This window comes from Brevibacterium sp. Lmc1, assembly GCF_057654315.1.
On sequence record NZ_CM172803.1, the window covers coordinates 1,317,323 to 1,338,851 of the forward strand.

General features: G+C 64.2%; 22 protein-coding genes. 8 read left to right on the forward strand and 14 right to left on the reverse strand.

Annotated features, from left to right (window positions below; translation table 11 throughout):
* Positions 1–28: 28 nt before the first annotated feature.
* The 6 genes from AC239G_RS05685 to AC239G_RS05710 form a co-directional block, all read right to left on the reverse strand.
* Positions 29–724 (reverse strand): hypothetical protein, encoded by a 696-nt coding sequence (locus AC239G_RS05685; protein ID WP_487489965.1) that lies wholly within the window; start codon positions 722–724, stop codon positions 29–31.
* 29 nt (positions 725–753) lie between these two features.
* On the reverse strand, positions 754–1,338 hold the full coding sequence (locus AC239G_RS05690) for a hypothetical protein (RefSeq protein ID WP_487489966.1): 585 nt from the start codon (positions 1,336–1,338) through the stop codon (positions 754–756).
* Complete coding sequence (locus tag AC239G_RS05695; protein WP_487489967.1) at positions 1,335–2,174, reverse strand: hypothetical protein; 840 nt, start codon at positions 2,172–2,174, stop codon at positions 1,335–1,337. The genes AC239G_RS05690 and AC239G_RS05695 overlap by 4 nt, the downstream gene beginning before the upstream one ends.
* Positions 2,161–2,670 (reverse strand): hypothetical protein, encoded by a 510-nt coding sequence (locus AC239G_RS05700; RefSeq protein WP_487489968.1) that lies wholly within the window; start codon positions 2,668–2,670, stop codon positions 2,161–2,163. Before AC239G_RS05700 ends, AC239G_RS05695 begins: the two co-directional genes overlap by 14 nt.
* A complete protein-coding gene (locus AC239G_RS05705) occupies positions 2,667–2,921 on the reverse strand; it encodes a hypothetical protein (RefSeq protein WP_487489969.1) in 255 nt (84 codons plus the stop codon). Before AC239G_RS05705 ends, AC239G_RS05700 begins: the two co-directional genes overlap by 4 nt.
* Positions 2,922–3,962: 1,041 nt before the next feature.
* A complete protein-coding gene (locus AC239G_RS05710) occupies positions 3,963–4,367 on the reverse strand; it encodes a helix-turn-helix transcriptional regulator (protein ID WP_487490108.1) in 405 nt (134 codons plus the stop codon).
* On the opposite strand from AC239G_RS05710, the gene AC239G_RS05715 reads away from it, so the two are divergent.
* A complete protein-coding gene (locus tag AC239G_RS05715; protein ID WP_487489970.1) occupies positions 4,353–4,967 on the forward strand; it encodes a helix-turn-helix domain-containing protein in 615 nt (204 codons plus the stop codon). The two genes, AC239G_RS05710 and AC239G_RS05715, sit on opposite strands and share 15 nt — an antisense overlap.
* A gap of 3 nt (positions 4,968–4,970) precedes the next feature.
* Positions 4,971–6,119, forward strand: coding sequence for a tyrosine-type recombinase/integrase (locus AC239G_RS05720; protein ID WP_487489971.1), 1,149 nt, complete (start codon positions 4,971–4,973; stop codon positions 6,117–6,119).
* Between the two features lie 7 nt (positions 6,120–6,126).
* On the opposite strand, the gene AC239G_RS05725 is transcribed toward AC239G_RS05720, so the two are convergent.
* A complete protein-coding gene (locus tag AC239G_RS05725) occupies positions 6,127–7,047 on the reverse strand; it encodes a 1,4-dihydroxy-2-naphthoyl-CoA synthase (RefSeq protein WP_062861280.1) in 921 nt (306 codons plus the stop codon).
* Between the two features lie 112 nt (positions 7,048–7,159).
* Between AC239G_RS05725 and AC239G_RS05730 the strand changes: the two genes are divergently transcribed.
* On the forward strand, positions 7,160–8,320 hold the full coding sequence (locus tag AC239G_RS05730) for an o-succinylbenzoate synthase (RefSeq protein ID WP_446655881.1): 1,161 nt from the start codon (positions 7,160–7,162) through the stop codon (positions 8,318–8,320).
* Positions 8,321–8,372: 52 nt separating this feature from the next.
* Here the strand turns inward: AC239G_RS05730 and AC239G_RS05735 are convergent, their stop codons facing one another.
* Together AC239G_RS05735 and AC239G_RS05740 are read right to left on the reverse strand one after the other, a co-directional pair.
* Positions 8,373–9,083, reverse strand: coding sequence for a hypothetical protein (locus AC239G_RS05735; RefSeq protein ID WP_172173690.1), 711 nt, complete (start codon positions 9,081–9,083; stop codon positions 8,373–8,375).
* Between the two features lie 15 nt (positions 9,084–9,098).
* Complete coding sequence (locus tag AC239G_RS05740) at positions 9,099–10,625, reverse strand: alpha/beta hydrolase (RefSeq protein WP_446655880.1); 1,527 nt, start codon at positions 10,623–10,625, stop codon at positions 9,099–9,101.
* A 59-nt stretch (positions 10,626–10,684) separates the two neighbouring features.
* Between AC239G_RS05740 and menD the strand changes: the two genes are divergently transcribed.
* Positions 10,685–12,457 (forward strand): 2-succinyl-5-enolpyruvyl-6-hydroxy-3-cyclohexene-1-carboxylic-acid synthase, encoded by a 1,773-nt coding sequence (gene menD / locus AC239G_RS05745; RefSeq protein WP_446655879.1) that lies wholly within the window; start codon positions 10,685–10,687, stop codon positions 12,455–12,457.
* Between the two features lie 57 nt (positions 12,458–12,514).
* On the opposite strand, the gene AC239G_RS05750 is transcribed toward menD, so the two are convergent.
* The gene (locus AC239G_RS05750; RefSeq protein ID WP_139468598.1) at positions 12,515–13,885 is read right to left on the reverse strand and encodes an isochorismate synthase; all 1,371 of its coding nucleotides are present in this window, start codon (positions 13,883–13,885) and stop codon (positions 12,515–12,517) included.
* Between the two features lie 82 nt (positions 13,886–13,967).
* Here AC239G_RS05750 and AC239G_RS05755 point away from each other — a divergent pair, with 82 nt between their 5' ends.
* The 4 genes from AC239G_RS05755 (at position 13,968) to AC239G_RS05770 (ending at position 18,242) form a co-directional block, all read left to right on the forward strand.
* Positions 13,968–14,696 (forward strand): demethylmenaquinone methyltransferase, encoded by a 729-nt coding sequence (locus tag AC239G_RS05755; RefSeq protein WP_139468597.1) that lies wholly within the window; start codon positions 13,968–13,970, stop codon positions 14,694–14,696.
* 2 nt (positions 14,697–14,698) lie between these two features.
* Entirely contained in the window at positions 14,699–16,000 is a 1,302-nt protein-coding gene (locus AC239G_RS05760) for a geranylgeranyl reductase family protein (protein WP_139468596.1), read from the forward strand.
* 94 nt (positions 16,001–16,094) lie between these two features.
* Complete coding sequence (locus tag AC239G_RS05765) at positions 16,095–17,105, forward strand: polyprenyl synthetase family protein (RefSeq protein ID WP_139468739.1); 1,011 nt, start codon at positions 16,095–16,097, stop codon at positions 17,103–17,105.
* Positions 17,106–17,174: 69 nt separating this feature from the next.
* On the forward strand, positions 17,175–18,242 hold the full coding sequence (locus AC239G_RS05770) for a permease (protein WP_434594370.1): 1,068 nt from the start codon (positions 17,175–17,177) through the stop codon (positions 18,240–18,242).
* Between the two features lie 41 nt (positions 18,243–18,283).
* Here the strand turns inward: AC239G_RS05770 and AC239G_RS05775 are convergent, their stop codons facing one another.
* The 4 genes from AC239G_RS05775 to rarD all read right to left on the reverse strand — a co-directional run bounded on the left by AC239G_RS05775 (position 18,284) and on the right by rarD (position 21,446).
* Positions 18,284–19,027, reverse strand: coding sequence for a hypothetical protein (locus AC239G_RS05775; protein WP_139468594.1), 744 nt, complete (start codon positions 19,025–19,027; stop codon positions 18,284–18,286).
* A complete protein-coding gene (locus AC239G_RS05780) occupies positions 19,024–19,941 on the reverse strand; it encodes an ABC transporter ATP-binding protein (protein WP_434594373.1) in 918 nt (305 codons plus the stop codon). The genes AC239G_RS05775 and AC239G_RS05780 overlap by 4 nt, the downstream gene beginning before the upstream one ends.
* A 3-nt stretch (positions 19,942–19,944) precedes the next feature.
* Entirely contained in the window at positions 19,945–20,346 is a 402-nt protein-coding gene (locus AC239G_RS05785) for a GntR family transcriptional regulator (protein ID WP_180345613.1), read from the reverse strand.
* Positions 20,347–20,534: 188 nt separating this feature from the next.
* Complete coding sequence (gene rarD / locus AC239G_RS05790) at positions 20,535–21,446, reverse strand: EamA family transporter RarD (protein ID WP_139468592.1); 912 nt, start codon at positions 21,444–21,446, stop codon at positions 20,535–20,537.
* Positions 21,447–21,529 lie beyond the last annotated feature (83 nt).

Below are 21,529 nucleotides of genomic sequence, written 5' to 3' on the forward strand. Positions count from 1 at the left end.
TCGTGGAGTTCTTCCGGGTTCTTGTACTTCATTTTTGGTGCCCCTCTTCCATGGCCGACTCCGACACCGGGTCTAGCGATTCACTCGTTTGGTGATCTTCTTGATCGTCACTTGCCTTGCCCGGCCGGTACCTGGCTCCCTTGCCTATGAGGCGAACCACGAAAGGTCCACACACCCACCACAGGGCCACGGGAGCACCAATTCCGACGATTGGGGAGTTCCACCCGACTACCGGCTTCTCCGGGGCGTCTATCGCGTCCTCAGCTTTCTGAGCGTTCTTGCTCGCGCGCGCCTGGCCAGCATCCTTGCATGGTGTGAGCTTCGACTCCAGCGCGGACTGCACCTCGTCCGCGCTGGAGCGCTTCTCCAAGCGCAGAGTTTTCCCAGAGAGATTCGGTGAGGCTCCCTCGTGCGTGGGCCACACCACAACCACCAGATCGCGCCTCTCTCCGTTCTCCGTGATGGTGTGCGGCTTCCTGCCCGAGTCCTCCAGAGCGGTCTCCACGGCCTCATACGCCCATTTGGGCGCGTCATCGGGGCTATAACGAACTTTCACTTCTTCGGGGGCACAAGCGAACGCACCGTTCCCACTTGACCCGGTTTTCCCGGCGATCATCACCAGGACGACGACGGCGAGAAGTCCCAGGAGGACAACGACGGAGAGGATCCCCAGAAGACGTCGGAGACCTTTGGGTCCTGCCGCGATGGCAGCCCCTGTCGCCACCGCACGGCCCAGACCTTTGCCGCGACGTCTCATGGCCGTCGGATCGAGTTCCGCCGGATTCCCCACCCCGGTGGAGCAACGAAAGGGACGCTGACCTCCCACTCGTTTTCGTCCTGCCGTAGACGGAGGTGACCGGCAAACGGTCTGAGACAGTCGTCCGCAATCATCTGAAGGGCCTCAGCCAACTTAATTCGCTCGCTCTGAGTGATCAGGAGGAGATGGACATTCTTTGCGATGGACAGCTGATGGAGCACTTCATGGAGACGCTCAACGTCCTCCGTGGAGGCGTCCTCTACTATCTGCCCATCGAGACCGTCCACCACAACCAGCGTCGGCTCCGTGGCCCCGTCGACCATGGCCTCCAGGATCGGAAGCGCGCGGTCAAGGCGCGGTTCGACGAGGTGTTCATCGACATCCCACTCGTAAGTTAGACCCAGAACGAAAGCTTTCCCCGCCCACTGCCGTGTGAGTGCGCGCGCCAGGTTAGTTTTGCCGATCCCGTGTCCGCTCACCGTAATGTGAGGCTCTGCGCCCCAGTCCCAGTACTTCTCGCCACGGGCCGCGACGATCCGACCAATGACCGGACGGGCGCGCTGCTTGTCCTTCGTGTTCATGCTGCATCCTTCGTCTCGTCAAGGAGGGCTTCCACGTCCTGTTTGGCGTCCTCCCCGGAGCGTGGGTTCCTCGTGGCCGTGGCCACCACGGCGTACGCCACGCCCGGGAGCCGGTTAAGGAGGTCCCAGCCCCCTGTCTGTTGAATTCCTTCGCGCAGGAGGGCCACGAGGCCTTCTGCGTCGCGGGCCGGTGATTGTTTGACGGACCAGGCGACGACTGCATCCACCTGTGTCTTAAGTTCCGGCATGGACTCGGCATGGGCCGCTCCCGCGATAGCCCACGCAGAGCGCTGGTGCTCCCGGTGTTGGCCCCCCGCCATCCAGGCCTTTGGAGTCTTGTGTTTAAGCACGCTGGGTGCGTGCTCCGCACCCACCGCATCCCATCCAGGCTTACCCAACGGGGCGACAACCAAAGCGTTCGGCCATCTCCCTACCACTGAACCGAGGACAGTTCCGGCACCCGGCAGGTCAGCCAAGATGGAGGGCGAAACGGCCTTCTGCCTCCCCTTCACCGAACGTGCCGTGGGCGGCACGAGGGTTTCGACTGAGCGCCGAATAGCTGTGGGGCGGACTCCGCGGAGTTCCGCTTCCTCGTTGAGCCGATCCCGATTCCGTTCCAGAAGTTCGCCCATTATCGTTAGCACGGTTCGTGCGTAGTCCGTTTGGAGCGTGTGCGTCCCGGTGTCCTCGCCGCGCTCGACGGTGACGGCCTCGATTGCGCCCGTCCCTACTCGGAGGCACAAGCCAGTGTTCGTCGCCCCGGGGTCTACTGCGAGCAATGGAGGCCATACGCGAGCCTCTACGGCGGCCTGTGTGCGTTTCTCACGGGCGGTCATGGTCTACAACCCCGCTCGAGACTTGTTCTCCTCCACGTCTCTCTCTGAACGCGGTGATTGCCCCTCGAATCAGGCTGGGGGACGCTACCACCGCAGCACCCGCCAGACCGATGGCCAAAGCAATCCAGGGACTCGCAATCACTTGCAGGGCTCCGCTGACAACTGCTCGGATGACCATGAACACGATGGTCATGGCTAGGGCCATTAGCGCCTTCGCTAGTGTGCCTCGCGTGCTAATCCACTCATCCCAGTCTGCGCGGAGTTGCGAAATCAGTCCTGCGGACTTGGTAAATTCCTTGGGCGCCCACGACGACGTCGTCCACATACTCCTAGCGAAGGATGTGGCGAAGAAGGCCAGGCCCGTAGCTGCAATCTCCAGGAGCCCGGACTGGGACAACGCCCAACCCAGCGCGAAAAGAGCGCCACCCAGCAGAATAACTGCTGCGACCTGCCACTTGTGCCCACCAGATTCCTCATGCAAGAAGCCGATTCTCATGACTTCAGCTCCTTGAGCTTGCGAACTCTCTTTTCCAGCCAAACCATGTCGGACTCGGCGGGCCGGGCCGGAATGCGGTCGATTTCGTCTACTGCTCCGCTGACTCGTAGAGCCACCTGACGGTCACGCACTTCGTTCGGGCGGTATCGTGCCGCCGCTGCGAGCTTCGCTTGGCGAAGCCGCGTCTCCTTCGATCGCTTGTCTGGCACATGTACTCCTTTGTCTGTTTGTACGTGACCGTCGAAGATCATGCTAGTGCCAGAAATAGAAGCAAAAAGATGAGATGTACTATAACAATCTGAATCACAAGCGGAAAGAACTCTCCGTTTGACCAGTTGAAACTTGAAGACAGTGGGGCACCAGAAATTTGTAGTGAGTTCTTCAAGATTGGCCTTGACAATGTTTTGGTGGAGGGGATGAGGGGAGGTCGACCCGAAGAGCGTATGGATCGGGTCGACCTCCCTTGGAGCTTATCCACTTGTTATAGGCATTTGTCGTTCTGAATAACTGGTGGAGTGGCACTCTGCGATACGGCGAGACAATCATCGACCACTCGCTGATCGGGCGCATCACAAAGTCACCTCTGTACCCAAGCTGACCCTGTCGGGGCTGTGGCTTGGCTGATCCCCTTCCCCAAAAGCGACTTTCGCCCCGAGAGCCGTAATCTGCTCGGACAGGTAGCACTACTGGCCATGCCCCCGCAGGGAGTCATGGCTGAGCTACACCACCACTGTTGGATGATCAGTCCTACTGGTGAGGTATCCCCGTCCGAGGCGGGCACCCACCGCGCTAAAAGGTGGGGACTACTCGGAGACCTGAGATATTTAGCCGGTCAGGTCGCTACGCACACCGGCATGAGGCTTGACGCCAGGCGCTCATTGGCCTGTCTTGCGGGTCAGAAATCACCCCGCTCGATGGCGTGGTGTCTTGGGTGCGTGTATTGCCCTTGGCCATGCAGGGTGAAGGAAAAGCAGCTGTTGGAGTCGTTGACCCGATCAATGCTGTTCGCGTCAACAGGCGACAACCTTGTCGCGAGGAAGCGCGGGGCTTTGGTTCCATGCAGCGGCGATAGGCTAAAGGCGCTGGGCCTCAGGTGGGATTCAAGGCAGACGGGGGCGCTTTGATTTGCTACCCGGTTGCGGGCTTTTTGTCCGACTCGGGGAGAGGTACCATTGACATAGAGGTCTCGATCCAAGTTCGCAACGGAGAGATGGTCTCGTATCTTTGGCAGCCGCTGCCACGGCAGCCAAAGGCTCGATCTTGAAGGGCGCGTCGGTTCTCCGACGCGCCCTTCAAGCTGTTTGGGTAATTCCGCTACCGCGCTCAGTGCGGGAGGTCTCCGCTTGCACGTAGGCGTTAACGTCATCACTGCGATATACGACCCGACGTCCAAGGCGAAGAGAGCGAGGTCCGATGCCTGCGTGTCTCCAGTAACGCAGCGTTCCTTCTGGAATACGGAGGAACGCGGAGACCTCGCTAGTTGTGAGGAAGGTGAACTCGCCTTCGATACCTGGGAGACCTGCAGGTGCGAAGTCGCCAGGGAAGACGGGGGATGCAATATCGCATCCAACCTCTTTCGATGGTGCTGAAGTTGTTCGTCTCATACCAACACAGTAGATCTTATTATCGAAAATCGCAAGTCGTGATTTGCGAACTTGCGTCAAGTGTATTAGTGTGGACGCATGACAACCAAACATGACAGCCAAACCACTGATCAGCGCTTCGGTGAGCTCATCCGTCGTCGGCGCGAAGCGATCGGGCTGACTCAGGAAGAAGTCGCAGTGGCTGTGGGCGAGGACGGTCTCTCTCTGTCGAACACGAGCCTGGCGAAAGCAGAAGCAGGAACTCGGGCCATTAAGATTACGGAGGCCGTCGCCATAGCCCGAGTCCTATCACTGCATGTTGACCTTCTGGAGTTGACCGATTCGGGCGACGAACTGACTGCACTAACCACACGGGCCTCGGCTGAAGCCGCGACAGCCGTCCGCTTGGCGTCGGAGGCCTCCGCGGACGCCGAACGTCAGCAACGACGCGCGACAGCTCTTGACGTTCTCAGTCGCTCACGGACTGAACCTGCAAATTGGCCACGAGACTTAGCCGACCTCCTCGAATCCGCGTTCGGGAACGAGCGGTCTGCCGCTCGTGCTGGTTTGCAATCGCTCGGTATAGGAGCTGAAGTTCTCGACAAGATTGAGAAAGAAGAGCACGTGGTTCGGGGTGGGCGTTGGGACTGGGCAACTTTTGTGTCGGGCTTTCAGGTTGCGAAAGTTCTTCCTAACCTCACAACTGGTGGATGAGCCGTGTCTAGTATCAAGAAGCGTCCGAACGGGAAGTGGCGAGCACGCTATCGCGATGAGGCCGGACGAGAACACGCGCGGCACTTCGAGCGAAAGGTTGACGCTCAGCGATGGTTGGACGAGGTCACGGCGTCAGTCATTACGGGGGCGTACGTCGACCCGGCGGCTGGAAAGGTAAGTCTTGGAAGGTTCTACGCTGACTGGGCAGACCGGCAGGTCTGGGTTGATTCGACCCGCTCCAACGCGGACCTGAGTATTGCGTCAACAGGACTTGCAGACTTTCCGATCAGGTCGATCCGAAAGTCGCACATCGAGTCCTGGGTGAAACGTTTGGTTGGCAACGGGCTTGCTGCATCCACGATCAAGACGAGGTACGTTGTCGTTCGCTCAGCCTTCCGGGCTGCCGTCGCCGACAGGTTCATTGTCGAAGATCCGTGTACCGGGGTTGCCCTACCGCGCCTCCGGAAGCGCGAGGCGGCTATGCGGATACCGACGCCCGAGCAAGTGGGCAGGCTGGTGGCTTGTGCTGACAGCGGGCGAGCCTCAACGCGGAAGGGCTTTGGCGCATATGTTCAATTAGCAGCGTTTGCGGGGCTGCGTCTGGGCGAGGCCGCGGGAATCCAGGTAGGGGACATTGACTTCTTGCGCCGAGAACTGCGGGTTCAGCGCCAGATTCAGCGTGACGGTTCAACGTTCGTCGTACGAGCGCCAAAATATGGCTCGGAGCGGACCGTCTACCTTCCTGACGCCCTGGTGCATGCCCTAGCGCAACACGTGGCCAAGCATGCACCAGGCGACAATCCTAAGAGGTGGCTATTTCCGTATCGTGACGGTCCACTCTACGACAATGCTGTGATCTGGCGGTGGCGGGCTACCAGGAAGTCAGCGGGACTCACCGAGGTCCGTCTACACGACCTGCGACATTTCTACGCCTCGGGGCTGATTGCCGCGGGGTGCGACGTGGTGACGGTCCAGCGTGCACTCGGCCACGAGTCGGCCAGTACGACGCTCAACACTTACGCGCACCTGTGGCCGAGGGCCGAGGACCGAACACGGAGCGCCGCAGCTAACCTCATGGAGTCAACTTCGGCCGATGTTGCGGACTCTCGGCGGACTCGACCTCGAAAATTAGGCTCTGACCAGGGGCTTTGACCTGTTCCTAGTAGTACCAGGGGAACGGCGACCAGTCGGGATCGCGCTTTTCGAGGAAGGCGTCGCGGCCCTCGACCGCCTCGTCGGTCATATAGCCCAGTCGGGTGGCTTCGCCGGCGAAGACCTGCTGGCCGACGAGCCCGTCGTCGACGAGGTTGAAGGCGAACTTGAGCATGCGCTGCGCGTTCGGTGACTTGCCCAGGATCTCCCGCGCCATCTGCAGGGCTGCGGTCTCGAGATCGGCGTGGTCGACGATTTCGTTGACGGCACCCATATCGGCCATCTCCTGCGCGGAGTAGGTGCGGCCGAGGAAGAAGATCTCGCGGGCTTTCTTCTGCCCGACCATCTTCGCCAGGTAGGCGGAACCGTAGCCGGCGTCGTAGGAGCCGACATCGGCATCGGTCTGCTTGAACTTCGCGTGTTCGCGTGAGGCGATCGTCATATCGCAGACGACGTGGAGGCTGTGGCCTCCGCCGGCTGCCCAGCCGGGGACGACGGCGATGACGACCTTCGGCATGGTGCGGATGAGGCGCTGGACCTCGAGGATGTGGAGGCGGCCGGCACGAGCCGGATCGACGCTTTCACGGGTCTCACCGGAGGCGTACTGGTAACCGGAGCGGCCGCGGATGCGCTGGTCGCCGCCGGAGCAGAAGGCCCAACCGCCGTCCTTCTCGCTCGGGCCGTTGCCGGTGAGCAGCACGGCGCCGACGTCGGAGGTCTGGCGGGCATGGTCGAGGGCGCGGTAGAGCTCGTCGACGGTGTGCGGACGGAAGGCATTGCGGACTTCTGGGCGGTCGAAGGCGATGCGCACACAGCCGATGTCGTTGCCGGTGGCGGGGTCGATGGCCCGATGGTAAGTGATATCGGTGAAGTCGAAGCCGGAGACTTCGCGCCAAGCAGAAGGGTCGAAGATTTCAGAAACCGTCATGACCCCAGCCTAGCGCTTGGTCGTTGAGGTCAGGTTCGGGGCCGGGCGGCGGACGGTGAGGTTCCGAACGGCAGACAGGAGTGGCAGGATCGGCGGAGGTTAGTCTGGGCTCATGGCCGATTTCGCACGTTCGCACCCTGGCGCACTGGACTCAGAGGCTCCGGCTGCCGCACTTCTTGATCTGCCGCGGCGCTTCGAGGAGGTCATCGAGGACCTGCATGTGGTGCGGCTGCCGATGGTCACCCGGTTCCGGGGGATCACGGAGCGAGAAGTGGCGCTCTTCACCGGCCCCTCCGGGTGGGCGGAGTTCTCCCCGTTCGTCGAATACGGCACCGAGGAGGCCAGCCGGTGGCTGCGTGCCTCCCTCGAATTCTCCGGGCTGATCCCGCAGAAGACCGGCCTCGCCGAGGCGGCCCCCTCCACCGTTCCCGTGCGCGGTTCCTTTCCGGCGCAGGTTGAGGCGGGGACGAGCGGTGAGACCGTCGACGTCAACGGCACCCTGCCCGCCTGTCCACCTGATCAGGTCGCACCGATCCTGTCGCGCTATGACCGGGTCGGCACCGTCAAGGCGAAGGTCGCCGAGTACGGATTCGCCTCCCTTGACGAGGATCTGACACGCCTACGGGAATTCCGCAGGCTCTACCCCGAGACGACGCTGCGCCTGGACGCGAATGCCGGTTACACGCTCAGCGAGGCCCTTGATGCCTGTGAGACATTTGCCGAGTTCGATATCCAATACTTCGAACAGCCGGTGCCCGAGGTCGAGCAGCTGGCCGAACTGCGCGCTGAGCTTGCCCGGCGAGGACTGCCGATCGTCATCGCCGCCGACGAATCCATCCGCAAAGCCGAGGACCCGCTGCGCGTGGCCGAACTCGGAGCGGCCGAGGTCATCATCGTCAAGGTCCAGCCGCTGGGCGGGATCGGCGCCGCCCTCGAAGTCATCGGCGCTTCGGGCCTGCCTGCTGTCGTGTCCTCGGCTCTTGAGTCATCCGTCGGCCTGGCCGCCGGAGCCGAACTCGCCGCCAGACTGCCTCGCACCGATCGCAGCCGGGACATCCTCGGCGATCGGGTGGCCTGCGGGCTGGGCACCGGGCGCCTCTTCACCGCCGATGTCGTCGCGGAGGAGGCGGCCCTGACTCCGGTCGACGGCGCCATCCCGGTCACGCGAATCGTCCCGGACCCTGACCGCCTGGAGCAGCTGGCGGTGGATCCGGGACGATTCGCGTGGTGGGCCGACCGGCTCCAGGATTGCTGGAGCGCCCTGCGAGACTGAGCCGATTCTGATTGAACTGATACCGCCTGAATCGACTCGCGGGCGAACCGGGTCAGCCTGCGTTCTTCACCGCGTCGACGAAGGCACCGGCGGTCTTCGTCACGGTGGCCTCTTCGACATCGGCGATATTGGAAACGGCCACGACATTGTTGCCGACGAGGGCGTAGACCATGCGCAGGTTCATGGCTGTCTGTCCGCCGGCCTCGACGGAGGCGACGATTCCATTGGTCTCGTCTGCCCCGTCGACTTTGGCGTCGAAGGTCTTGTACTTCATCGACATCTCGACGCCGGCGGTCTTGATCTTCACATCGCTGCATTCTTCTGCGATCTTCGAGGCGCCCTCGATCTGGGTCTGCGCGCCGTCCAGATCGTCATAGCTCGACAGTGCCGCGGAGAGGATGTTGTCGGTGGAGGTTCCAGCGACCGTGGTGCCTTTGGAAGCGAGGTTGGCGTTGAGGAGGTTCATGGTGATGTCTTTGCACTTGGCCGGTTCGAACTCAGAACTCTCCAGGGCCTTGACGGCCTCGCTGGAGGAATTGCCGGCACCGTCGACGGCCTTGAACGACTGACCCTCGGCCTTGGTCGACTCAAGGATCTCCTTGAGCTTCGCCTCATCGAGTTTGCTTGCCTGCGGGGTCTCTTCGGCTGACGCCTGCGAGGAGTCACCGCCGCCGTCAGCCTGGTCCGGCTTGTCTCCTCCACCCGTGCAGCCGACGAGGGAGAGTCCGGCGAAAAGAGCGATGGCTGGGAGTATGCGTTTCATGGTTGACCTCTCGAGTCAGCGTTCTGAAGAATCAGCGGCCGTCGATTCGCGACCGCTCTCAATATAGACGCCAGTGGGATCGTCCGTGGATTCTGTCTGTGACGGATCTGGAACATCGGCTGTGGACCTTTCGCCATCGACCGTTGCGTCGACCGGTGCCGAGGCGATCCTCACCGTGGTCACCTCGTCCTGTCCCAGCGTGGCGAAATGAGCGGTGCGCTTTCCGGGGATGATCGGATCGTGCATGGCCGCGGCCAGGCGGCCGGTGAATGTCAGCCGCCCTTTCTTGTCGGCCTTCTGCTGATAGGCATTGTCCCCGCTGGGACCGGACACGCTGATGTCGTAGCGGCGGCCGGGATCGAAGAGACCGGGAGTGCGCACACGGAAGCTGCCGGTCCCGGTCAGGGAGAAGCCGGCGGCGCTGACGGCGTCGAAGCGCACCACCTGCGCGCGACGACGGGAGATCTCCACCCGCCACCCATGGATGTCGAAGAGGGCATGGCCGGTGAGGAAGGTGAACTGTCCGCCATCGGCCACGCGATCTGTCCGACGACGATCCGAACTCGCATAGTTGCGCCGCCTGGCGAGGGTCTTCAGCCACGCCCCGAGTTCCCGTTCCCAGCTCGTCCAGTTGTGCAGGCCGCTGGTGCGCGGAAACCAGGAATGGCGGATGCCGAGGGAGTTGAGACGGGCAGAGAAGCGCTCGCCCTGCGAGCTGATCATCGACTCCAGAAGGTCGCGATCCTTCGCCCCTTCGAGGCTGCCGGAACCGGCGCTGAACCACAGGTCGAGGCCGCGGAGGTTCTCGGCCAGAGCGTACGGGGAATTCGCCAGCCATTCGCTGCGGTCGAGAGCGGGATCGCCGAACAGGCTCAGTGATCGCGCGCCTTCGCGCATCGCGATGATGTCGAAGGCGGGCACGGTCGACAGGGGATCCAGAGGAGAGGAGAACGCGGCGGCCGATCCGTACCTGTCGGGATGCCAGGCCGCGTACTTCATCGCCCCGTACCCGCCCATCGACAGCCCCGCCACCAGCTGGCTGGCAGGCGCCCAGTCGACGGAGAAGTTCGCCTTGAGGAACGCCGGGATCTCCTCGGTATGAAATCGCGGCCAGTCGTGGACCTTGCTGCCGACAGCCAGACGCGAATAGGTTCCTGCTCCGCCGTCGGGCATGACGACGAGGTACGGGGAGTCGAGGGTGAGCTCCTCGGCGGATCCGAAATCCGTCCACGACCGGAAATCATCGCCGCCTCCGTGGAAGAGGTGGATGACGGGGCTGACCTCGGCGGGAATCCCCGGCAGCAGCACACGCACGCCGACGGTGCGACCGAGCGCGGGGGAGTAGAGGAAGAATTCGCGCAGCCTCGGCGAGAGTTTCCGTTTGTCCCGGATATGCCAGGTCCGGGCGTCCTTCCCGCGGGGTTCGGGGCCGAGGAAGGAGGTGGTCTGGTCGCGGGCGGGATAGCGTCCGCGATGGGAGCGGGCCGCGGTCAGAGTGCGGATGGCTCGTGCTCCCATCGCAATGATCAACGAGCGGCGCATTTTTCGAGGTTAGAGGGCGGAGGTGAACCACAGGTGGTCAGGTGGTTGAATAACAGGTGATGTCGAATTCGAGCGCGGTGGCGCAGCAGATTGCCCGAAGCCTGGTCCATTCCGGGGTCAGTGATGTCGTCTTCGCCCCCGGTTCACGGTCCGCCCCCTTGGTCTATGCACTGGCTCCGCTCGCCGAGGCGGGGCTCATCCGCACTCACGTGCGCGTCGATGAGCGTGATGCCGCCTTCCTCGCCCTCGGCCTGGCCCGCGGTCTGCGTGCGCGCGGCTGTGAGTCCGCCGTGGCGGTCGTGACGACGTCCGGCTCGGCCGTGGCCAATCTCCATCCCGCCGTCCTCGAGGCCTCGTACGGGCACGTGCCGCTGCTGGCGCTCACCGCGGATCGTCCCGCTCGGCTGCGCGGCACCGGAGCCAACCAGACCATCGATGACCAGTCGCAGGTGCTCAGCGATGTCCGCGCCCGGTTCGATATATCCGCCGGTGAGACCGCGGAGGCGGTCCACCGAGCGATGTCAGACGCCGTGGCCGCAGCATTGGGATCACGCAGGGACACCGGCACCGAGGCGGCCGGCCCCGTCCAAATCAATGTGCAGTTCGACACCCCCTTGGTTCCCACCCCGAACGAGCTGGACACGTGGAAGAACGAGATCGTCGAACAGGTTGGGAACGGCGCCGGGCAACGTTCGACCACGACCACAACCGCGTCGGAGTCTCATCCGAACCTCGGTATCACCGTGACCGAAGGAACCGTCATCGTTGCCGGAGACGCAGGCGGGCATTCGGCCGAGTCCCTGCGCGCGCTCGCCGCTGATCATCATCTTCCGGTGCTGGCCGAACCCTCGAGCCCGCTGGCCCGCACCTCTGCCGATCATTCGAACTCGTCGGCCACAGAAGCGGCCGAAGCGTCGACCCTCGTGCCCGCCCATGCCCGCGTGCTCAGCGAACACTCCGAGCTGCGCGAGTCGATCCGCACCGTCATCGTCCACGGAAAACCGACCCTGACCAGGCCCGTCGCCGCTTTGCTCGCCGACGAAACCGTGACCGTGCAGCGCATTCCCGACGCCGTCGATGCATTCGACCTGACCGTCCGCGACGAGAGAACCGTCGCGGACGACGAGACGGCTGCGGGCGAGACGCAGGGCACCGCCGCCTCGGGGGAGACCTGGGTGCGCGCCTGGATCGACGCCGGGACGTCGCTTGTCGCAGCCGCACGAACAGAGCGGTCTGCGGAACGATCCCCGGAACCGGACAAGGGAGAGAACCCGGGTGCCGCCTCGGCGAAGGATTTCCAGGCGACGGCGCGGAGGGTCACTGAGCATTTGGCCGCCCAGGACATCACTCTCTTCGTTGCCAGCTCGAACTCGGTGCGCTATCTCAGCGACGCCACCGATATCCGCGCCCGCATCCACGCCTCACGCGGACTCGCCGGAATCGACGGACTGATCTCGACGGCGACAGGACTGTCGCTGGGCCTGGGGGAGCCGGTCGTCCTGCTCATCGGTGATATCGCCATGCTCCACGACATCGGAGGACTGCTCACCCCGAGCACCGAGGATGCCGGTGACGTGACGATCGTCGTGCTCAACGACGACGGGGGAGCGATCTTCTCCGGGCTCGAACATTCCCAGCCCCACCTCGAAGGTTTCTTGGAACGATATTTCACCGTTCCCCACGGTCGCGGTTTCGCCGACCTCGCTGCAGGGTACGGATGGGATCACGAACAGGTGACCAGCGCTGAGGAATTCGAAGCGGCTCTCGGCCGCATCGACGGACAGCGAGACGCCGGTGCCCGTCGCATCATCGAGGTGACGGCACCGCACTAGGCGACGGAACTCTCACCGGTCTTCCGACAGCAGGGGAGGTGCGGTGAGCGCGAGAAGTCAGTCTCGGTCGAGACCGAGCGCCCGGCGCATCGGGGCCAGCTTCGCGTTCGTCTCGGCCACCTCGGTGGCGGGATCCGAATCCGGCATGATCCCGGCACCGGCATACAGTCGGATGCGGTTGCGGTCCTCGAGCTGGCCGCAGCGCAGGGCGATGCCGAACTGGCCGTTGCCGCGCCCGTCCATCCATCCCACGGGACCGGAGTAGCGGCCGCGGTCGAGGGGTTCGAGCTCATCGACGCGGGCCACGGCGCTCGCCTGCGGGTAGCCGCCGACGGCGGCAGTGGGGTGGACCGCTGCGGCGACGTCGAGGGCGGTGAGCCCGGAATCGGGGGAGAGGTTCGCCTGCGCATCGGAGGCCGAATGGATGACATTGGCCAAAGGCAGCAGGTGGGGGCGCTCATCGACGGTGACATCCTCGGCGACCGAACCCAGACTGCGCTGTAGCGAGGCGATGGCGAACGCATGTTCGGTGCTGTCCTTGTGCGCGCTCAGCAGCTTCCGAGCCGCCGGCATCTCCTCCATCGGGTTCTTCTCCACCCGGTAGGTTCCGGCCAACACTCGTGAGGTCACTCTGTTGTTCTCGACCCCGATGAGCAGCTCCGGGGTCGACCCGATGAGACCGGCGATGTCGAAGGTCCAACAGCTCGGGTAGCTGCGGTTGAGCGCACCGAGCACCGCACGCACGTCGATGTCCTCTCCGGTGGTGACGACCTCGTCGCGGGCGAGGACGATCTTGCGCAGAGTCGGATCATCCGAGAATGCGTCCACCTCCGCCGAATTGTCGATCGGAGTGAGCATGGCGGCGACCTGCTCGACGAGCCGGGACCATTTGTCGGGATCGAGCTCGCCGGCTTCGGCATGGGCCGAGTGCACGCGCTGCAGCGGTTCGGCATGGAGGATCGGCGGCAGGGGAGGTACCTCGGCCGTCGAGATCGAGGTCAGCCACACGCGGCCGCCGCGGCGGCCGAGGACGAATTCGGGGACATGGATGATCGAATCGACCGCGGATTCCCCCGAATAGGCGACCGTGGCAAAGCACATGAGTCCGGAACCGAGCAGATCGACCTCATCCTCGATCTCAGCCGCCTCGGTGATGGCCTTCCACGCATCCGAGAGTTCGGTGAACCTCTCGGGGCCGCGGGCCCGTATGCGCAGAGTGCGGCCGAAGCCGATGAGGCCGGAGGTGTCACGGACCCAGCAGGAGAAGCCGTCGGTGGGCAGCAGTTCGAGCGTCTGCTCCACGGTCGTGGGCAGTCCCGATTCGAAGGGGAAGCCGGGCCCCGGATCGACATCGTCGACGAAACGGGACCGCACATGCAGGCGCGGAGGGGCGGAGAGGATGTCGGAAGTGCCGAAAGTCGTAGTCATGTCGCCTCGATTCTAGTTGAGGATCGCGAGTACCAGGGATCCGGATTCGCCCTCCCGGTTCGGGTGTTGAGAGAATATGGTCATGAACCGTGCCAAGCTGGACAAACAGCCCGCAGACGTCGCGTCGATGTTCGACGATGTCGCCTCCCGCTACGACCTCACGAACGACGTCCTCTCCTTGGGCTTCGCCCGTGCCTGGAGGCGCACCGTGGCCCATTCCGTGGCCGCCGGGCCCGGTGAGCGCGTGCTCGACCTGGCTGCCGGCACCGGCACCTCCTCGATGACGTTCACCCACCACGGCGCCGAGGTGGTGGCCGGGGACATCTCCACGGGAATGCTCGCCGAGGGACGCCGTCGGCACCCGCAGATCGACTTCATCTACGCCGATGCGATGGACCTGCCTTTCGCCGATTCGAGCTTCGACGTCGTCACGATCTCCTTCGGTATCCGCAACGTCCACGATGTCGACCTGGCGCTCACCGAGATGCTGCGCGTGCTCAAGCCCGGCGGACGCCTCGTGATCTGCGAATTCTCCACTCCGACGCTCGATGCCTTCAGCCTCGTGTACAAGGAGTACTTGATGAGAGCCCTGCCGCCGCTGGCCCGTGCCGTGTCGTCGAACCCCGAAGCCTACGTCTACCTGGCCGAGTCGATCCGTGCCTGGCCGAACCAGGACGCCTTCGCCCATCAGATCCTCGACGCCGGCTTCGACCAGGTGAAATACCGTAACCTCACCGGCGGAATCGTCGCAGTCCACCATGCCCTCAAACCCACCGAGGCGGCAGGCGCCACGGAGCCGGCCCAGCCTTGACGATGAATGAGTTCGATGCCGAAGTCGTCGTCGTCGGTGCCGGCCCGGCCGGCTCGGCGATCGGCGCCTACCTCGCCCAGGCCGGGCACGAGGTCATCATCCTGGAGAAGTCCGGATTCCCGCGCGACAAGATCTGCGGCGACGCCTTGACCCCGCGCGCGGTGAAGGAAGCCGGCTACCTCGGAATGGAGCTGCCGGAATCCGACGGCTGGCACCGCAACAGAGGGCTGCGCCTCATCGGCGGCGGCCACCGGCTCGAACTCGACTGGCCCGAGATCGACGGCACCCCGAACTACGGGGTGACTCGCCCCCGGATGAGCATGGACGAAGCCTTCGCTCGTCATGCCCAGCGCAGCGGGGCCCGGCTCTTCGAACAGGTTCGCGCCATGTCCCCGGACGTGGGCGACGACGGGTGGATCCGCGGCGTCCACGCCTCCGGAACAGATCACCGCGGTCGCCGAGTGGGCCCCGAAGCCCATTTCCGGGCACCGATCGTCATCGCAGCCGACGGAGTCTCCTCCCGCCTGGCCGTGTCGATGGGGTTGGAGAAGCGCGACGACCGTCCGATGGGAATCGCCGCCCGCGCCTATCACACGACGCCACGGCATGCCGATGACTACATCGAATCCTGGGTGGAGATGCGGTCGACGAACGCGGCCGGGGAATCCGAGACCCTGCCCGGATATGGGTGGATCTTCCCCCTCGGCGACGGCACCGTGAACATCGGTGCCGGACTGCTCGACTCCTCGCCCCAGTTCAAATCCGTGGATCTGCGGGGAATGATGAACCAGTGGATCGCCGACATGGGCCACGAGTGGGGCATCGACGAAACCACCTCCCTGGGTCCGATCAAGTCCGCGGCCCTGCCGATGGCCTTCAACCGCACACCGCACTTCCACCGTGGACTGCTGCTCGTCGGCGACTCCGGAGGAATGGTCAACCCGTTCAACGGCGAAGGCATCGACTACGCCCTGGAATCCGCACGCATCGCCGCCGAGGTGATCTCCACCTATTCGCGCTACCCGCAGTCCGTGATGCGTCGTCGGTTGGAGGAGTACCCGGCTCTGCTCGGAGATTCGCTGGGCGGCTACTTCACCCTGGGACGCGTTTTCGCCTCGATCATCGGCCATCCTGCGCTCATGCAGTTCGGAATCAAGTACGGTATGGGTGTTGACGTTGTGATGGAGTTCGTCGTCAAATTGTTGGCGAACCTCTACCGCGACCCGAAGGTCTCCGAGGCCGATCTCATCGACAGGATCATCTCGGCCCTGACCCGAATCGTCCCGGCCACCAGCAATGTCTGAGCGCAAGGACCACGGTGAGACCACAGTGAAGAACTCTGAGCGCAAGGGCTGCGACAACACCATGCCGACACCGACTACGACGAATGACGAGGACATGAGCCACCCAGCCTCTCCGGCCACCTTCACCGGTGACGACGCCCAGCTCGCGGCAGAGCTCTCGACTCAGTTGGAAACCGTGGAGGCCCGTCTCTACGAGGTCACCGAACAGACGCGGAGACTGCCGGACGAGACATCGAAGCACCTGCTGGCCGCCGGCGGTAAACGCGCCCGCCCGAACCTCGTGCTGCTCACCGCCCGCCTCGGCGATGCGGAGAACGACGACATCATCGATGCGGCCGTCGCCGTCGAACTCATCCACCTCGCCTCGCTGTACCACGACGACGTCATGGACGATGCTCCCGTGCGCCGCGGTGCGAAGGCCGCCCATGAGGTGTGGGGCAATTCGGTGGCGATCCTCACCGGCGATCTGCTGTTCTCCAAGGCCTCCGGCGTCACCGCGAAGCTCGGTCCCGAAGCCGTGCGCATCCAGGCCGAGACGTTCGAGCGCCTCGTCCTCGGTCAGCTCAACGAATTCGCCGGCCCGCCCGAAGGCGCCGACGAGATCGAGCATTACATCCAGGTACTCGCCGACAAGACCGGATCGCTCATCGCCACCTCGGCGCGCTTCGGCGTCATGTTCTCCGGAGCCGATTCTGCCCTGGCCGAACCCGTCCGGGTCTTCGGCGAACGCGTCGGTGTGGCCTTCCAGCTCGCCGATGACATCATCGACCTCACCACCACATCCTCTGAGTCGGGAAAGACCCCGGGCACGGATCTGCGCGAACGCGTTCCCACCCTGCCCGTGCTCTACGTTCGGGCTGCTGCCGCCGACGGGGATGCCGCCGCCGCCGAGGTGGTCGGCCTCCTCGACGCGGATCTGACCTCCGATGACGCTTTGGAGACCGCCCGTGCGGCGCTGGCAGCGCATCCGGTGACGGAGAAGGCCCGAGCAGAGGCTGCACGCTGGGCCGATGAAGCCAAGGCGGCTCTGGCGCCGCTGCCGGAGGGCCAGATCAAGGAATCGCTGTTCGCCTTCGCCGACTCCGTCGTCGCCCGCACCTCCTGAGCTCCCACCCCTCACCGTTTCTCTACTGTCTCTCAGCCGTTTCGGCACAGGCACAAAGGACATACCGCGATGACGCATACCTCGGCTTCGGTACCGATTCGGACTCCGCAGAGGCTCAGCGCCGCCGACTGGATCGGACTCGGCATACTCGCGGTGCTGCTCGTCGTCGGCCTGAGCTGGTCGAAATGGCTGCCGTACTGGGACAAGGCCTGGACGATGAGCCGGACGTCCCTGTGGGACGGTACCCCGCTGTTCGACGCCGCCGGAGACACGGTGTCGCTGTCGGGCGCGTGGGACTTCACGCTCGTGTACTTCACCGCCGTGTGGAAAGCGCTGCTGGTGGCACTGCTCGTCGCGGCGGCAATCGACGCACTGGTGCCGCGTGACTGGCTGCTGAGGCTGCTCAACCGCCGCAGCCACACAGGTCAATCCCTCGTGGGTGCCGCCTTGTCGATGCCGTCGATGATGTGCACCTGCTGCGCGGCACCGGTGGCCGCAGGCCTGCGGGACTCGGGTGTGCGCCGTTCGGCAGCTCTTGCCTATTGGGTGGGCAATCCGCTGCTCAACCCCGCGGTCATCATCTTCTTGGCCCTCGTCCTGCCGTGGCAGTACATGGCGGTGCGCATCGTCTTCGCGCTCCTCGTCGCGGTCGGTGCCGCCGCGCTCATCGGACGGTGGGTGAACGGCCCCGCCGAGGCGGCACCCGAGCCCGCACCCGCCTCGGCGAATCTGCTGTCTCTGCCCACGCGCTATCTGCGGTCCTTGGCCAGGTTCACCCTCATCCTCGTGCCCGAACACCTCGCGCTCGTCTTCGTCATCGGACTCATCGCACCGTGGCTGACCGGTGTCTTCGGGCTCGAAGCCCAATTGGGTGCCGGTGCCGTCCTCATCGTGGCGGTTGTGGCGACCCTATTGGTCATCCCCACCGGCGGAGAGATCCCGATCATCCTCACCCTCGTTCCCCTTGGGGTCGGGGCCGGTGTCACGGGTGCTCTGCTCATCGCCCTGCCGGCGCTGAGCATCCCGTCGATGGTCATGGTCGGACGGGCCATGGGGTGGAAGACGACAGCAGCGATGGGTGCGGCCGTGGCGGTTGCCGCGATACTGGCCGGGGGAGCACTGGCCCTGCTCAGCTGAGCTGCCGACCGCGGCGCCGCCTCGGTGAGGGCGATAGCGGACTATGTCGTCAGGCGGCGCAGGGTGAGGTACGAGCCCAGGGCGAAGATCACTGTCAGCCCCAGCGCCCACAGGGCCAGGCCGATCGCCTGCGCACCCACGATCGCTGCCCACACTTCGGGCCAGGCCCGATTGACGTTGATCCACGCAGCCCCGGCCAACAGAGCCAAGGCGATGCCGGTGAGAGAGATCGTAAGGATGAGGGCGCCGGCGCGTTTGTAGAAGATCGCAAACCAGAAGCCGAGGACGAAGCACAGCATCGTGAGCACGAAGTAGACGAACCCGGCACCGAGCGGGCCGTGTTCCCACACCCACGACAGGTAGGCGAAGTAGCCGCCTATGCCATAGCCGTCGGTGGCCTGTTCGATGAGTCCCAGGAGGACGAACACGGATGAGACGCCCGCGGCGCTGATCGCCGCGGCGGTGAGGGAGCCGAGGCAGAATTCCCGTCGGGTGAGGCTCATCGCCTGGGAGAAGTAGAACGTGAGGTTCACCGCCTGTGCACCGACGACGGCGAAGTACCACAGCGGCGCTTGCGAACCACCGCTGTATTTGGGGGAGTCCACGCCTGCGGAGGCGATGATCCAGTGGATGATGAGCGTGATGAGCCACGCGGCGACAAGAATGAGCAGAGGCACCCAGACGAAGGTCTGCGTGTTCGTGAACTGCAGACGGACGACGCCGAGGATCCGGTTCTTCGGTCGCGATGTGCGGGATCCGGGCGGATGGTCGATGACGGCGGTCATGATTGCAGGCTCCTTGAGTCGGTCTCCGCTGCCGCTGTCTCGGCGAGATCTGCCTGGGTGCTGCGGACGACGAGCTGTTGCAGCGAGACGGGAGTGAGGTCGAGGTTGGCGTCGGCGATGAGTTCGCGATCGGCATTGCTGAGGTGGCCGAGCATCGTCACCGAGGCGACTCGGCCGAGTGATTCGCGGTGGATGACTTCGCGACCGGCGACGAGCCGATTGATCGAGTCGGCATCCCCGACGACGTTGACCGCGCGACTGCGGACCTCCTCGGTGGTCTCATCCATGATGATCCGGCCGCGGTCGATGACGATGACCTTCTCGATGAGATCGGCGACCTCGTCGATGAGATGGCTCGAGAGCACGATGGTGCGCGGGTGCTCGGCGTAGTCGGCGATGAGACGGTCGTAGAAAGTCTGCCGGGCAACGGCGTCGAAGCCGAGGTAGGGCTCATCGAAGAACGTGATCTCGGCCCGGGAGGCGAGGCCGATGATGACTCCGACGGCCGACTGCTGACCGCGGGAGAGCTTCTTGATCGGCGTCTTCAGCGGCAGATCGAAGTCCGAGACGAGTTGGTCGGCGAAGTCCTGATCCCAGTGGGGGAAGAACAGGCGGGCGTTGGTCAGAGCATGCCGGGCGTTCGAGTCGTCCGGATACTTCTGGCTCTCACGGACGAAGCACATGCGATTGAGTACGCGGGCGTTCTCGTACGGGTCCTCCCCGAAGACCTCGACGTCGCCGCTGGTCGCGAAGTTCTGGGCCGTGAGGATGGACATGAGGGTGGTCTTGCCGGCGCCGTTGCGTCCGAGCAGGCCGTAGATCGAGTCCTCGTCGATGCTCAGGCTGACATCGTCGAGGGCGGTGGTGGTCTTATACGTCTTGGTGAGGCGGCGGACCTCGACGACGGCGTTCATGGGTCATCCCTTCGCTGCGGTCGGATCGAGTGCGGTGGTCAGGTGGAGTTCTCGGGAGCGCTCTTCGATGAGCGCGATCACGTCCTTCGACCCCAGCCCGAGGCGATTGGCCTCGTTCAGCAGGGGGCTGATGAAGTTCTCGGAGAAGGTGGTCCGGTGTTCGTTGATGAGCAGAGCGCGGGCCCCCTCGGTGACGAACATTCCGATGCCGCGGCGCTTCTCGAGCACGCCTTTGTCGACGAGTCGGTTGACGCCTTTGGCGGCGGTGGCCGGATTGATGGAGTAGAAGGTTGCGAGCTCGTTCGTCGATGGTGCTCGGGAGAGTTCAGGCAGGGTGCCGTTGAGGATCGAGTCCTCGACTTTCTCGGCGATCTGTGTGAACAGGGGTTTGGCGTCGTCGATCACATTCGCCTCCATGTAGGTTGGTTAGTTACTTAACTAATGAACCATGGTGCCAATGGTGGTGTCAAGGGCCGGAGACGATTCGATCGGGTAATCCTGGAACCCGCCCCAATTACTACCTGACGGCGGCCCAGCAACCTCGCGCGAGGTTGCTGAGCCGCCGTCAGGTAGCAATAGAGAGGTGTCGGGGGTCAGCGGCGCCGGCTGTGGCGGATCATGTCCGTGCACAGCAGGATCACGGCGATCCAGATGACGAAGAACCCGATCCAGCGGGTCGTCGACATCATCTCGCCGAGCACCGTGACGCCGAGGGTGAATTGGATGGTCGGAGTGAGGTACTGGAGCATGCCCACCCAGGACAGCGGGATGCGGCGGGCGGCGGCGCTGAAGAGGATGAGCGGGATCGCGGTGGCGGGCCCGGTGATGATGATGACGAAGACGTGCCAGCCGCCGAAGCCGGTGAACGTCTGCAGTCCCAGCGAGCCGAGGGCGATGAGGTAGATCGCCGAGGGAACAGCGAGGACGAGACTTTCGACGGCCATGCCTTCGAGCGCGCCGACTCGGCTGCCGACCTTGTTCTTCACCAGCCCGTAGAGGCCGAAGGACAGGGCGACGGTGAACGCGAGGTAGGGGACTCGGCCGAGGCCGATGCCGACGATGATGACCGCGAGCAGACCGAAGCCCACGGCAGTCCACTGCAGCGGGCGCAGCTTCTCACCGAGGAAGATCACGCCCAGGCCGATGGAGATGAGCGGATTGAGGTAGTAGCCGAGTGAGATCTCGACGAGCTGGTTGGTTTCGACCCCGTAGATGAACGTCGTCCAGTTGATGGCGATGAGCACCGAGGCCAGAAGCAGCAGGCCGAAGAGGCGTGGTGAGCGCAGAATCTGCCAGGTGCGCAGGAATCCGCCGGTGAAGACGAGGAGGATGGCGCAGAAGACCAGTGACCAGATGACGCGATGGGAGACGAGTTCGAGGGCGCCGGTGGGAGCCGCGGCGGCGAAGAGCAGCGGCATCACACCCCACAGCAGGTAGGCGGAGAATCCGTTGATCAGGCCGGCACGGCGGATTGCGCTCTCATCGGGGGCAGGGTTCTGGCTCACATGTTTCAGTCTAGTGAGGGTTGGGTTCGGGGGAGCCGGCGGGATCGCCGGTGAGATGGCAGGGCGGTGAGGGGTGCAGTCTG

Bases quoted from the DNA above. Each gene is read 5' to 3' on its own strand.
- AC239G_RS05705 (WP_487489969.1), bottom strand. From the start codon at position 2,921: ATGATCTTCGACGGTCACGTACAAACAGACAAAGGAGTACATGTGCCA.
- AC239G_RS05695 (WP_487489967.1), bottom strand. From the start codon at position 2,174: ATGACCGCCCGTGAGAAACGCACACAGGCCGCCGTAGAGGCTCGCGTA.
- AC239G_RS05735 (WP_172173690.1), bottom strand. From the start codon at position 9,083: ATGAAACGCATACTCCCAGCCATCGCTCTTTTCGCCGGACTCTCCCTC.
- menD (WP_446655879.1), top strand. From the start codon at position 10,685: ATGTCGAATTCGAGCGCGGTGGCGCAGCAGATTGCCCGAAGCCTGGTC.
- AC239G_RS05775 (WP_139468594.1), bottom strand. From the start codon at position 19,027: ATGACCGCCGTCATCGACCATCCGCCCGGATCCCGCACATCGCGACCG.
- AC239G_RS05725 (WP_062861280.1), bottom strand. From the start codon at position 7,047: ATGACGGTTTCTGAAATCTTCGACCCTTCTGCTTGGCGCGAAGTCTCC.
- AC239G_RS05710 (WP_487490108.1), bottom strand. From the start codon at position 4,367: ATGTTTGGTTGTCATGCGTCCACACTAATACACTTGACGCAAGTTCGC.
- AC239G_RS05740 (WP_446655880.1), bottom strand. From the start codon at position 10,625: ATGCGCCGCTCGTTGATCATTGCGATGGGAGCACGAGCCATCCGCACT.
- AC239G_RS05700 (WP_487489968.1), bottom strand. From the start codon at position 2,670: ATGAGAATCGGCTTCTTGCATGAGGAATCTGGTGGGCACAAGTGGCAG.
- AC239G_RS05715 (WP_487489970.1), top strand. From the start codon at position 4,353: ATGACAACCAAACATGACAGCCAAACCACTGATCAGCGCTTCGGTGAG.
- AC239G_RS05690 (WP_487489966.1), bottom strand. From the start codon at position 1,338: ATGAACACGAAGGACAAGCAGCGCGCCCGTCCGGTCATTGGTCGGATC.
- AC239G_RS05750 (WP_139468598.1), bottom strand. From the start codon at position 13,885: ATGACTACGACTTTCGGCACTTCCGACATCCTCTCCGCCCCTCCGCGC.
- AC239G_RS05730 (WP_446655881.1), top strand. From the start codon at position 7,160: ATGGCCGATTTCGCACGTTCGCACCCTGGCGCACTGGACTCAGAGGCT.
- AC239G_RS05780 (WP_434594373.1), bottom strand. From the start codon at position 19,941: ATGAACGCCGTCGTCGAGGTCCGCCGCCTCACCAAGACGTATAAGACC.
- AC239G_RS05770 (WP_434594370.1), top strand. From the start codon at position 17,175: ATGACGCATACCTCGGCTTCGGTACCGATTCGGACTCCGCAGAGGCTC.
- AC239G_RS05765 (WP_139468739.1), top strand. From the start codon at position 16,095: ATGAGCCACCCAGCCTCTCCGGCCACCTTCACCGGTGACGACGCCCAG.
- AC239G_RS05755 (WP_139468597.1), top strand. From the start codon at position 13,968: ATGAACCGTGCCAAGCTGGACAAACAGCCCGCAGACGTCGCGTCGATG.
- AC239G_RS05760 (WP_139468596.1), top strand. From the start codon at position 14,699: ATGAATGAGTTCGATGCCGAAGTCGTCGTCGTCGGTGCCGGCCCGGCC.